The 12,405-nt window shown below is 67.1% G+C and carries 8 protein-coding genes; 6 read left to right on the top strand and 2 right to left on the bottom strand.

The genetic code is table 11. The annotated features are described in order from the left end of the window. The first annotated feature begins 8 nt into the window (after positions 1–8). Positions 9–1,613 carry a (2,3-dihydroxybenzoyl)adenylate synthase gene (locus AC5Y4C_RS11035; RefSeq protein ID WP_499963002.1) on the top strand — a complete coding sequence of 535 codons (1,605 nt, stop codon included), beginning with the start codon at positions 9–11 and terminating at the stop codon, positions 1,611–1,613. Here the strand turns inward: AC5Y4C_RS11035 and AC5Y4C_RS11030 are convergent. Further along, entirely contained in the window at positions 1,610–3,013 is a 1,404-nt protein-coding gene (locus tag AC5Y4C_RS11030; protein ID WP_499962887.1) for a salicylate synthase, read from the bottom strand. The genes AC5Y4C_RS11035 and AC5Y4C_RS11030 overlap by 4 nt on opposite strands. Positions 3,014–3,196: 183 nt before the next feature. Between AC5Y4C_RS11030 and AC5Y4C_RS11025 the strand changes: the two genes are divergently transcribed. Genes AC5Y4C_RS11025 through AC5Y4C_RS11005 form a run of 5 tightly spaced genes read left to right on the top strand, consistent with a single transcriptional unit; the run spans position 3,197 to position 10,648 of the window. Beyond that, the gene (locus tag AC5Y4C_RS11025) at positions 3,197–4,558 is read left to right on the top strand and encodes a hemolysin family protein (protein ID WP_499962889.1); all 1,362 of its coding nucleotides are present in this window, start codon (positions 3,197–3,199) and stop codon (positions 4,556–4,558) included. Continuing rightward, on the top strand, positions 4,558–5,610 hold the full coding sequence (locus AC5Y4C_RS11020) for a hemolysin family protein (protein WP_499908484.1): 1,053 nt from the start codon (positions 4,558–4,560) through the stop codon (positions 5,608–5,610). The genes AC5Y4C_RS11025 and AC5Y4C_RS11020 overlap by 1 nt, the downstream gene beginning before the upstream one ends. Further along, complete coding sequence (locus tag AC5Y4C_RS11015) at positions 5,588–6,523, top strand: 3-methyladenine DNA glycosylase (protein WP_499962890.1); 936 nt, start codon at positions 5,588–5,590, stop codon at positions 6,521–6,523. Before AC5Y4C_RS11020 ends, AC5Y4C_RS11015 begins: the two co-directional genes overlap by 23 nt. Further along, positions 6,520–8,715, top strand: coding sequence for a malate synthase G (locus AC5Y4C_RS11010; protein ID WP_499908488.1), 2,196 nt, complete (start codon positions 6,520–6,522; stop codon positions 8,713–8,715). Before AC5Y4C_RS11015 ends, AC5Y4C_RS11010 begins: the two co-directional genes overlap by 4 nt. A 4-nt stretch (positions 8,716–8,719) precedes the next feature. Next, positions 8,720–10,648 (top strand): substrate-binding domain-containing protein, encoded by a 1,929-nt coding sequence (locus AC5Y4C_RS11005; RefSeq protein WP_499962892.1) that lies wholly within the window; start codon positions 8,720–8,722, stop codon positions 10,646–10,648. Between the two features lie 2 nt (positions 10,649–10,650). On the opposite strand, the gene ctaD is transcribed toward AC5Y4C_RS11005, so the two are convergent. Beyond that, positions 10,651–12,402: an aa3-type cytochrome oxidase subunit I gene (gene ctaD / locus AC5Y4C_RS11000; protein WP_499908493.1), complete on the bottom strand. Its 1,752-nt coding sequence runs from the start codon at positions 12,400–12,402 to the stop codon at positions 10,651–10,653. Positions 12,403–12,405: the final 3 nt, after the last annotated feature.

The raw sequence follows: 12,405 nt of genomic DNA, 5'->3' as shown, positions 1-12,405 counted from the left end.
CGGAGGTCATGGACGGCTTCGTCCCGTTCCCGCCCGAGCGTGCGGCGGCTTACCGCGCAGCGGGCTACTGGACCGGCCGCCCACTCGACTCCGTGTTGCGCGTGGCCGCAACGCGGTGGCCGAACCGGACCGCTGTCGTGGATGCCGTCGAGCGCTTCACGTATGCCGAACTCGACGCACTGGCAGACCGCGCAGCCGCCGGGTTCGCGTCGCTCGGGATCGCGCCGAAGCAGCGCGTGCTGCTACAACTGCCCAATTCGTGCCGCTTCGCGGTCGCGCTGTTCGCTCTGCTGCGCACCGGCGCCATTCCGGTCATGTGCCTGCCCGGCCACCGGCTCGCCGAACTCAGCCACTTCGCCGAGGTGAGCGGCGCGGTCGCGGCAGTGATCGCCGACGAGGTGAACGGCTTCGACTACCGCTCGATGGCCGAGCAGCTGATCGCAGCACATCCTGCGATACACCATGTCGTCGTCGACGGCGAGGCTGGCTCCTTCACCCCGTGGGCCGATGTGGTGGCCCACGACTGCGAGCCTCCGGCCGTCACCATCGACCCGGAGGCGCCGGCGCTGCTGCTCGTGTCGGGTGGCACCACCGGCCCACCGAAACTCATCCCCCGCACCCACGACGATTACCTTTACAACGCCACCGCGAGCGCGGCATTGTGCCGGCTGACCCGGGATGACGTCTACCTCGTGTCGCTACCGGCGGGACACAACTTCCCGCTGGCGTGCCCCGGCATCCTCGGCGCGATAAACGCCGCCGCGACAGTGGTTTTCAGCACCGACCCGAGCCCGGAGTCGGCGTTCGCGACGATCGAACGGCACCGGGTTACCGTCACCGCGCTGGTGCCGGCGCTGGCCAAACTGTGGGCACAGGCATGCGAGTGGGAGCCCACTCGGCCGAAAAGCCTTCGGCTGCTTCAGGTTGGGGGGGCCAAGCTGGGTGCCGACGACGCCCGTGCGGTCCGGGCTGCCTTGACACCGGGACTGCAGCAGGTGTTCGGGATGGCCGAGGGCATGGTCTGCTACACGCGGCTCGACGATCCGGCCGACGTGGTGTACCACACACAAGGCTGCCCGTTGTCCCCGCACGACGAGCTGCGCGTGGTCGACGACGCCGGCAACGACGTCGGGCCCGGCGAGGAGGGTGAACTGCTGGTGCGCGGACCGTGCACGTTCAACGGCTACTTCCGTGCCCCACGCGACAACGAGCGGGCGTTCAGCCCGGACGGCTTCTACCGCACCGGCGACCGGGTGCGTCGCTTCGCCAACGGCTACGTGGAGGTGACCGGCCGGGTCAAAGACGTCATCCAGCGCGCTGGCGAAACAATCTCTGCCCTCGACCTCGAATCACATCTGCTGACGCACCCGGCTGTCTGGGCAGTGGCCGCCGTAGGGTTACCGGACGAACACCTGGGCGAAAAAATCTGTGCCGCAGTGGTTTTCGATGGAGCCCCGACGACACTGGCCGACCTCAACTCCTACCTGGACGAGCGAGGTGTAGCCACCCACGTGCGCCTGGACATGCTGGTGCCCATGGCAGCGCTGCCGACGACAGCGGTCGGCAAGGTCGACAAGCGGGCGCTCGCAGCGCAATTGGGGGCTTCGGCCTAGGATCGCGCGACCAGATACGGCGCGAGACTGGTCAACTTCTCGCAGGTTTCCTCGAACTCGCGTTCCGGCGACGACTCGGCGATGATCCCGGCACCCGCTCGCAGCCAGGTGCGGCCGTCGCGTTCGTAGGCGGCCCGCAACACCAACGCGGCGTCCAGTCCGCCGTCTGCAGAAAGCGCCACGACAGCGCCCGAGTACAGGCCTCGCGGGGACTCGTCCAAGCGCAGGATCGATTCGATGCCTTCGGCCTTCGGAATGCCTGACGCGGTCACTGCCGGGAAGAGCGCCTCGAGCGCGTCCATGCGGTCACACGACCGGTGCAGCCGCGCGCGCACCGTGGAACCCAGATGCTGGACGCTGCCGCGTTCGCGCACGGACATGAAGTCGCTCACCACCGTGCTTCCCGGCTCGGCGACCTCGGCGATCTCGCGCAGCGAACTGCGCACCGAAATAGCATGCTCCACAATCTCTTTGGTGTTGTACTCCAAGTCGTTGCGGGCGGCGATATCGTTCGCGGAGCCGCGGCCGAACGCCCGGGTGCCCGCCAGCGGTTCGGTGACCACGACGCCGTCGGGGCGCACCGCGGTGACCAATTCGGGGCTGTAACCCAGCGCACGAATACCGCCCAGCCGCAACAGGAATGACCGCGCCGGGGTGTTGTAGCGACGGCCCAGCCGGTACGTCGCCGGGAAGTCGAGAGCAAACGGCACGACGACATTGCGCGAAAGGATCACCTTGTGGTAGCGGCCGGCGCGGATCTCGTCGACGGCGGCCACCACGCGTTCGCGGTAGCGGCTGGGATCCGGGCGCAGATCGACCGCGCGCGTCGGACCGATCGGCGGCGGGCCGACGGTCTGCAGCCGCGATAGCACCGCGTCGTACTCGTCCGGCCCGTCGAGGACAGTGCCGTCAGCGGTGACGACGACGCGCGTGCGCGGTACGAACAGCCGCGCCAATGGCGTCTTCGGCGGCAAATGTCGTTGCAGCCCAAAGCGATACGCGCCGAACTCGAACGCAATCCAGCCGTACGCCGCGTCGGACTCCAGCAACAGCTGGTCGACCACTTCCCCGAGTTTCGCTGCGGGCCGCCCGGACCACGCCTGGCGGTGCACCACGCCGTCGCGCACCACCCGAAGCTCGTCGCTGTCGAGTTCGACAAGCGTCTGGGTGCCCGTCGCCAGCGTCCAGCGGCCGGCGTTCTCGTATACCAGGTAGTCGTCGCCTCGGGCTTCAGGCACTGCGTTGGCCAGCCCGGCGACGACGTCCGCCGGCGCAACCGTGGCCGCGAGGGACTCCGTCACGGGAGGTAAGATAGCAGAGGCTAACCTAACTGTCTGGGTGACTGCGATAGTCGCTCTCTCCTGGACGCGGCAATGAACGCTCCGGTCCACGTGCGCCATCGCGATACCATGGGTGCTTCTTCGCGATCCGAGGGGAAGGGGTTCCGTGCCGCAGGCACCCGTCGCGGCCCTTGGTATGGAGGGAACCTTCCGGGCTGAGCGACCGGCGACGGACCCGTCCGACGCCGAGCCGTCCTCTAGCCAGCCGGGCATGCGGTCCGGCCAGCTCATCTCAGGGTTGCGATGAACGTCGTCGTGATTCTGCTCAGTCTGCTGGGCTTTTTGGTGCTGACATTGGGCACCGCGGTATTCGTCAGCGCGGAATTCTCGTTGACGTCTCTGGAACGCAGCACAGTGGACGCGAACGCGCGCACCGGCGGTCCACGCGACCGGATGGTGCAGCGGGCTCACCGCACATTGTCATTTCAGCTCTCCGGTGCTCAGCTCGGCATCTCCATCACCACGCTGATCACCGGCTACCTGGCCGAGCCGTTGATCGCTCGGCTGCTCCAGCCGCTGCTGACCGCGGTGAAGGTGCCCGACACCTGGGCCGACGGCACCGCGCTGGCGCTGTCGCTGCTGATCGCGACCTCGGTGTCGATGGTGTTCGGCGAGTTGGTGGCGCAGTACCTCGCGGTGGCGCGGCCGCTGCCGACCGCGCGCATGGTGGCCGGACCGCAGGTGATGTTCTCGATGGTGTTCACCCCGCTGATCCACCTCACCAACGGCACCGCGAACTGGATCCTGCGCCGCATGGGTATCGAGCCCGCCGAAGAACTGCGATCCGCACGTTCTCCCCAGGAACTGGGGTCCCTGGTGCGCAACTCCGCGCGGCGTGGCTCGCTGGATCCGACGACGGCGACCCTGGTCGACCGATCCCTGCAGTTCGGTGCGCGCACCGCGGAGGAATTCATGACGCCGCGGTCCAAGATCGAGGCGCTGGAAGCCGCCGACACCATTGCCGATCTGGTGGCCAAGGCCAGCCAAACCGGCTTTTCGCGCTTCCCGGTCACCGAGGGCGACCTCGACGAAACAATCGGCCTGGTGCACGTCAAGCAGGTGTTCGAGGTCCCGCACGACCAGCACGCCCGCACCCGGCTGGCCGATGTCGCGCTTCCGGTATCGGTGGTGCCCTCGACGCTCGACGGCGATGCGCTGATGGCGCAAGTCCGGGCCAACGGGCTGCAGACGGCGCTGGTCGCCGACGAGTACGGCGGCATCGCCGGAATGGTGACCGTCGAAGACCTCATCGAAGAGATCGTCGGCGACATTCGCGACGAGCACGACGAACCGACCCTGGACGTGCAGCAGTCCGGCCGCGGCTGGCGGGTGTCGGGGCTGCTGCGCATCGACGAAGTCGCCGCGGCGACGGGCTTCCGCGGGCACGAGGGCGAATACGAGACCATCGGCGGCCTGGTGATGCACGAACTCGGCCACATCCCCGAGGTCGGCGAGTCGGTGGAGCTCGAGGCGTTCGAACCCGACGGCTCGCTGGACGACCCGATTCGCTGGCGCGCGACTGTGGCGAAGATGGACGGCCGTCGCATCGACGAGCTGGAGCTGGTGAAGCTGGGCCGGCGCAGCGACGAACGAGACGAGCGCTGATGGCCGACGTGCTCGGGGTCGTGCTGACCGTGCTGCTGCTGTTGGCCAACGCGTTCTTCGTGGGGGCCGAGTTCGCGCTGATCTCCGCGCGCCGCGACCGACTCGAGGCGCTCGCCGAGCAAGGCAAACGTACGGCGGTGACGGTCATCCAGGCCGGGCAGAACCTGTCGATGATGCTGGCCGGGGCCCAGTTGGGCATCACGGTGTGCTCGATCCTGTTGGGCCGCATCGGCGAACCGGCCGTCGCTCATCTGCTGGAGAAGCCCTTCGACTTGGTCGGCGTGCCCGACGCGGTACTGCACTCGGTGTCGTTCGTGGTCGCGATCACGATCGTCGTCGTGCTGCATGTGCTGCTCGGCGAGATGGTGCCCAAGAACATCGCAATCGCCGGTCCGGAGTCGGCTGCGATGCTGTTGGTGCCGCCGTATCTGTGGTGGGTGCAGGCCACGCGGCCGGTGATCGCGTTCTACGACTGGTGTGCGCACGTGACGCTGCGCGCGATGCGGATCGAGCCCAAGACCGAACTCGAGAACACGGTGTCTGCCGTCGAACTTTCCGAGATGATCGCGGAGTCACGGTCGGAGGGGCTGCTCGACCCCGAGGAGCACATGCGGCTGTCCCGCGCACTTCAAATCCGCAACCGGGTTGTGTCCGACATCGCGATCCCGCTCGGCGAGGTCCACACCGTCGAGATCGCCCCCGACGGCGACGGCCCGACCGTCGAAGCCATCCAGCGAGCGCTCGGCGAAACCGGATACTCGCGGTTCCCCGTCGTCGACGCCACGGGCGGGTTCGTCGGATACGTGCACATCAAGGACGTGCTGCCCGCTGTCGACGACCCGGATGCTGTGGTCGACCGTTCGACTGTGCGGCCCCTGCCCGAAGTGTCGGAGAGCATGTCGCTGCCCGACGCGCTGTCGCGGATGCGCCGCAACAACAGCCACCTGGCTTTGGTGGTCGGCGCCGACGGTTCGGTGACCGGCATGGTGGCCTTGGAGGATTTGGTCGAGGACCTCGTCGGCACTGTCCGTGACGGCACACACCGTGTCTGATGTGCTGGCCGAAGCGGACTGGACGCGGCGCCGCGACCTGCACCGGAAGCGGGTCGACGCGCTCGTCGGGCCCTACCTGCAACGGCGCGGCGACGGTGCGTCGCATCCCGTCGTCGACTTCCTGTTCACGTACTACACGCTGCGGCCCGGTCATCTCGCGCGCTGGCATCCCGGGTTCGGCGTGGGACTGGCGGGCCAGGCGGCCGAGACGTACACCAGGCTGGCCGGCTATCGCCAGACCGGTGACGTGGTCACCGTCGACCCCGCCCTTCTGCAGCGGCGTCGCGACACCGTCGAATTCGTCGTCGGACTGCTGGACGCCACAGCCGCGCGGCCCGCGCAGCTGGGCTGCTTCGGGCTGCACGAATGGGCGATGGTGTATCGCACGGAGCGGCCTCGCCACCTACTGCCGCTGCGGTTGGGGTATCGCGGCACCGATGCGGTGGTCGAGTCAATGCCGTTGCGCTGCACGCACTTTGACGCCTTCCGCTTCTTCACTGCCCCGGCGCGGGGGCGCAACAGCGCCCAGTTGACGCGGGAAATGCAGCTGCACACCGAGCAGCCGGGGTGTCTGCACGCCGCGATGGACCTCTACAAGTGGGCGGCCAAGCTGCTGCCGCTGGTCGACTCCGACATCCTCATGGATGCGTTCGAGCTGGCCTTCACGGCACGCGAGCTCGACATGCGAGCCAGCCCCTACGACCTTCGCAGCCTGGGGTACGAGCCGGTGTGCATCGAGACACCCGCCGGCCGCGCGGAGTACGTGCGTCAGCAGCTGGCGATCGCTCAGCGGGCAGCGACTGTGCGCCTCGCACTGCTGAAGCGGTGTCGCGCCTTGCTCGCCGCCGCGCCGGAAAAGCCGACGTTACCGCTGGGTAAGCTGTACCGACACAACCGACGGGAGGACGCATGACGGAGCGGGTGGCAACCGGCAACCTGCGAGTGGCCAAGGTTTTATACGACTTCATCAACAACGAGGCGTTGCCTGGCACCGACATCGATCCCGACACCTTCTGGGCCGGCGTGGACAAGGTGATCACCGATCTCGGTCCGCGCAACGCCGAACTGCTGGCCCGTCGCGACGAACTGCAGGCCCAGATCGACAAGTGGCACCGCCAGCGGGTCATCGAGCCGATCGACCAGGAGGCTTACCAGCAGTTCCTCGTCGACATCGGCTACCTGCTGCCCGAACCCGAGGACTTCACCGTCACCACCGCCAACGTCGACGCGGAGATCACCTCCACGGCCGGCCCTCAACTGGTGGTGCCCATCCTCAATGCCCGGTTCGCGCTGAACGCGGCCAACGCCCGGTGGGGGTCGCTGTACGACGCGCTCTACGGCACGGACGTCATCCCCGAGGACGACGGCGCGGAACAAGGCGACAGTTACAACCCGGTGCGCGGCGACAAGGTCATCGCGTACGCGCGCAAGTTTCTCGACGACTCGGTTCCGCTGGCCAACGGCTCGTACACCGACGCGACAGCTTTCCGCATCGAGGACGGCCGGCTGATCGTCTCGCTGGAGGGCGGCCGGGAGACCACGCTCGCCCAGCCGCAGCAGTTCGCCGGCTACACGGGCGAACTCGGCTCACCGCAGTGGTCCGTGCTGCTGAAAAACCACGGGCTGCACATCGACATCCTCATCGACCCCGACTCCCCCGTCGGCAAGACCGACAAGGCCGGCGTCAAGGACGTGATGCTCGAGTCCGCGGTCACCACGATCATGGATTTCGAAGACGCGGTGGCGGCCGTCGACGCCGACGACAAGGTGCGGGGTTACCGAAACTGGTTGGGGCTCAACAAAGGTGACCTGTCGGCCGAAGTCAGCAAGGACGGCAACACGTTCACCCGCGTACTGCACGAAGACCGCCGCTACACCGCCCCCGACGGCAGCGAGTTCACGCTGCCCGGCCGCAGCCTGATGTTCGTGCGCAACGTCGGCCATCTGATGACCAACGACGCCATCCTCGATGCAGACGGCAACGAGGTCTACGAAGGCATCCAAGACGCGTTGTTCACCAGCCTGATCGCGATTCATGGCCTGAAGTCCAGCGACGCCAACGGCCCGATGGTCAACAGCCGCGCCGGCTCGATCTACATCGTCAAGCCCAAGATGCACGGCCCCGACGAGGTGGCGTTCACGGTCGAGCTGTTCAGCCGAGTGGAGGATGTGCTCGGCCTGCCGCAGAACACGATCAAGGTCGGGATCATGGACGAGGAGCGCCGCACGAGCGTCAACCTCAAGGCGTGTATCCGCGCCGCGGCGGACCGCGTGGTGTTCATCAACACCGGCTTCCTGGACCGCACCGGCGACGAGATCCATACGTCGATGGAGGCCGGCCCGATGGTGCGCAAGGGCACCATGAAGAGCCAGCCGTGGATCCTCGCCTACGAGGACAACAACGTCGACGTCGGGCTCGAGTGCGGACTGCCCGGGCACGCGCAGATCGGCAAGGGGATGTGGACCATGACCGAGCTGATGGCCGACATGGTCGAGCAGAAGATCGGCCAACCCAAGGCCGGTGCCACCACCGCATGGGTGCCTTCGCCCACCGCGGCCACGCTGCACGCGATGCACTACCACCAGGTCGACGTTGGCGAGGTGCAAAAGGAGCTCGCCGCAAAGGGCCGGCGTACATCGCTGCAACAGCTGCTCACCATCCCGCTGGCCAAAGAGCTGGCCTGGGAGCCCGACGAGATCCGCGAAGAGGTCGACAACAACTGCCAGTCGATTCTGGGTTATGTGGTGCGCTGGATCGACCAGGGCATCGGCTCGTCCAAGGTGCCCGACATCCACAACGTCGCATTGATGGAAGACCGTGCGACGCTTCGCATTTCGAGTCAGCTGCTGGCCAACTGGCTCAGGCACGGCGTGATCACCGCCGAAGACGTGCGCGCCAGCCTCGAGCGGATGGCCGCGATCGTCGACCGGCAGAACGAGGGCGATTCGGCGTACCGGCCGATGGCGCCGAATTTCGACGACAGCATCGCGTTTCTGGCCGCCCAGGATCTGATTCTGTCCGGAACGGAGCAACCGAACGGCTATACCGAGCCGATCTTGCATCGGCGCCGTCGCGAGGCGAAAGCCAGACTGAACGGAGCCTGAGGGCATGGGCAAGCACAGCATTCCCGGCCCGGACGAGACGCCCAGAGAACCGTTCCGCGCCACGCCGCCGCCCGAGCCGTCGTCGGCGTCGCCCGCTGCCCGCGGCCCGACCGAAGACTTCGACGGCCCCGACGCGGCGGCGGACGCGGCGCCCGGTCCCTCAGATGAGACACCCAGCGGCCGCTTCGCCCGCGGCACCTGGCAGGGCGGCCACCGCAGCACCGACCGCAGACGTCGCGGTGTGAGCATCGGCGTGATCGTGGCGTTGGTTGCGGTCGTGGTGGTAGTGGGCGCGATCATCCTGTGGCGATTCTTGGGTGACACGCTCTCCGACCGCTCGAACACCGCGGCGACCAGCTGCCACGGTGCCGACGTGCCCGTCGCCGTCATCGCCGACCCGTCGATCGCCGAGCAGATCACCACGCTGGCCGACCGGTACAACAAATCCGCCGACCCGATCGGCGACCGCTGTGTGAAGCTCGGCGTGAAGGCGGCCGACTCCAGCGCCGTGGTCGACGGCTTCGCCGGCACCTGGCCCGGCGAGCTGGGACAGCGGCCGGCGCTGTGGATTCCGGCGAGCTCGATTGCGACCGCAAGACTGCAAGCAGCGGGCGGATCGAACGTCGTCACCGACAGCCGGTCACTTGTCAAGACGCCGGTGGTGCTGGCCATCAGACCGCAGCTGAAAACAGCTCTGGCCGAACAGAATTGGGGCTCGCTGCCCGGCCTGCAGACCAACCCGGTGTCGTTGGATGCGCTGAACATGCCGGGCTGGGGCTCGCTGCGGCTGGCGCTGCCCACCACGGGCAACGCCGACGCCACCTACCTGGCCGCCGAAGCGGTTGCGGCTGCATCCGCTCCGCCCAACGCCCCGGCCACCGCCGGTGTGGGCGCAATCAATGCGCTGCTTTCCGGACAGCCCAAGCTGGCCGACTCCAAGCTTTCGACAGCACTCGACGCGCTGACCGCCAAGGGCGACCCGGCCGCCGCACCGGTGCACGCGATGGTGATGACCGAACAGCAGCTGTATCAACGGTCGACGAAGATACCTGAGGCCAAGGACGTCGTCACCTCCTGGCTGCCGCCGGGACCCGCCGCGGTGGCCGACTACCCGATGGCGTCGCTGGCCGGCAACTGGCTCTCCGAGGAACAGGTCACCGCGGCCAGCGAATTCAAGAAGTTCCTCCAAAAGCCAGAGCAGCAAGCCGAATTGGCCAAAGTCGGATTCCGTGCCGGAGATCAGGCACTGCCCAAGAGCGACGTCACCAGCTTTTCGCCGCTGTCGGCAACGCTGTCGGTCGGCGATGAATCGGCGCGGGTCACATTGGCCGACGCGGTCACCACGCCCTCGTCCGGAGGCGCGGTCACGATCATGCTCGACCAGTCGATGCCCGAGCAGGAGGGTGGCCAGAGCCGACTGGCGAATGTGGTTGCGGCGCTGAAGAACAAGCTGGGGGCGCTGCCTCCCACTGCGGCGGTCGGGTTGTGGACGTTCGACGGGGTCGAGGGCCGCAGTGAAGTGCCGACCGGACCGCTGTCCGACGACCTCAACGGGCAGCCGCGCTCGGCAGCGCTGACGGCCGCGCTGGACCGGCAGTACTCGTCGAACGGCGGTGCCGTGTCGTTCACCACGCTGCGGATGATCTACGACGGCGCGCTGGCGAACTTCCGGCCCAACGCGAAGAACTCCGTGCTGGTGCTCACCGCCGGTCCGCACACCGATCAGTCTCTCGACGGCGCCGGCCTGCAGGACTACATCCGTAAGACGTTCGATCCCGCCCGACCGGTGGCCGTCAACGTCATCGATTTCGGTGCCGACTCCGACCGCAGCACATGGGAATCCGTTGCCCAGGCCACGGGCGGCAGCTACCGGAACCTGCCCACGTCAGACAGCCCGGACCTCGCGGCCGCGGTGTCGACGATGATGGGCTGAGGTCAGTCGCGGTCCGGCGCGGTGCGCAGCGGTGTCGGGGCGTCGGTCTCGAGTTTCTTCTCGCGGTGGCCGCCGATGTGAGATTCGGCGCGCATGCGCTCGACCATCCACGGGTAGTGCAGCTCGAAAGCCGGCCGCTCCGAACGGATTCGGGGCAGCTCGTAGAAGTTGTGCCGCGGCGGCGGGCAGCTGGTGGCCCACTCCAGCGAGTTGCCGTAACCCCACGGGTCGTCGACGGTCACCGGCTCGCCGTAGCGCCAGCTGCGGAACACGTTCCAGGTGAACGTGATCATCGAGACGCCGAGGATGAACGCCCCGATGGTCGACACGATGTTCAGCGCTTCGAACCCGTCGCTGGGCAGGTAGTCGGCGTAGCGCCGGGGCATGCCCTGGTTGCCGACCCAGTGCTGCACCAGGAACGTGGTGTGGAAGCCGATGAACGTGGTCCAGAAGTGCAGCTTGCCCAGCCGCTCGTCGAGCAGCCGGCCGGTCATCTTCGGGAACCAGAAGTACACCCCCGCGAACGTCGCGAACACGATGGTGCCGAACAGCACGTAGTGGAAGTGCGCGACGACGAAGTAGCTGTCGGTGACATGGAAGTCCAGCGGCGGGCTGGCCAAGAGCACCCCTGACAGCCCACCCAGCAGGAACGTCACGACGAAGCCGACGGCGAACAGCATCGGCGTCTCGAACGTCAGCTGCCCCTTCCACATCGTGCCGATCCAGTTGAAGAACTTGATGCCGGTGGGCACCGCGATCAAAAACGTCATGAACGAGAAGAACGGCAACAGCACCGCACCGGTGGCGAACATGTGGTGCGCCCACACCGCCATCGACAACGCGGCGATGCTGAACGTGGCGTACACCAAAGTGGTGTAGCCGAACAGCGGCTTGCGGCTGAACACCGGGATCACTTCGGTGATGATCCCGAAGAACGGCAACGCGATGATGTACACCTCGGGATGCCCGAAGAACCAGAACAGGTGCTGCCACAGAATCGCGCCGCCGTTGGAGGGGTCGTAGATGTGCGCGCCGAGGTGGCGGTCGGCGGCCAGACCGAACAACGCCGCCGTCAGCAGCGGGAAGACCAGCAGCACAAGGATGCTCGTCACGAGGATGTTCCAGGTGAAGATCGGCATCCGGAACATCGTCATGCCCGGGGCGCGCATGCAGACGATCGTGGTGATCATGTTGACCGCACCCAAGATGGTGCCGAGACCGCCGACGCCCAGACCAAGGATCCACAGATCACCACCGGCGCCGGGGCTGTGGATGGCGTCGGTGAGCGGGCTGTAGGCCGTCCAGCCGAAGTCCGCCGCACCACCTGGCGTGATGAAGCCGCTGAGCGCTATCAGCGCCCCGAAGACGAAGAGCCAGAACGACAATGCGTTGAGGCGCGGGAACGCGACGTCGGGCGCGCCGATCTGCAGCGGCAGCACGATGTTGGCGAACCCGAACACGATCGGGGTTGCGTAGAAGAGCAGCATTGCGGTGCCGTGCATGGTGAACAGCTGGTTGTACTGCTCGTTGGACAAGAACTGCAGCCCCGGTACGGCCAGCTCTGCCCTGATCAACAACGCCATCAGCCCGCCGACGAAGAAGAACACGAAGCAGGCGACCATGTACATGATGCCGATCAGCTTGTGATCGGTGGTGGTGATCAGCTTGTAGACCAAGTTGCCCTTGGGGCCCAGCCTGGCCGGGAAGGGTCGACGTGGCTGCAGTCGTGGCAGGGCGGTCGCTTCTGCGGTCATGGA

It is taken from the genome of Mycobacterium sp. NGS35 (genome assembly GCF_059812855.1).
The sequence above is the reverse complement of the archived record's forward strand: the minus strand, read 5'-3'. Positions and strand labels throughout refer to the sequence as shown.

Excerpts from the sequence above, each read along its gene's own strand:
- AC5Y4C_RS11035 (WP_499963002.1), top strand. The coding sequence starts at position 9 with ATGGACGGCTTCGTCCCGTTCCCGCCCGAGCGTGCGGCGGCTTACCGC.
- AC5Y4C_RS11030 (WP_499962887.1), bottom strand. The coding sequence starts at position 3,013 with ATGGCGCACGTGGACCGGAGCGTTCATTGCCGCGTCCAGGAGAGAGCG.
- AC5Y4C_RS11025 (WP_499962889.1), top strand. The coding sequence starts at position 3,197 with ATGAACGTCGTCGTGATTCTGCTCAGTCTGCTGGGCTTTTTGGTGCTG.
- AC5Y4C_RS11020 (WP_499908484.1), top strand. The coding sequence starts at position 4,558 with ATGGCCGACGTGCTCGGGGTCGTGCTGACCGTGCTGCTGCTGTTGGCC.
- AC5Y4C_RS11010 (WP_499908488.1), top strand. The coding sequence starts at position 6,520 with ATGACGGAGCGGGTGGCAACCGGCAACCTGCGAGTGGCCAAGGTTTTA.
- AC5Y4C_RS11005 (WP_499962892.1), top strand. The coding sequence starts at position 8,720 with ATGGGCAAGCACAGCATTCCCGGCCCGGACGAGACGCCCAGAGAACCG.
- ctaD (WP_499908493.1), bottom strand. The coding sequence starts at position 12,402 with ATGACCGCAGAAGCGACCGCCCTGCCACGACTGCAGCCACGTCGACCC.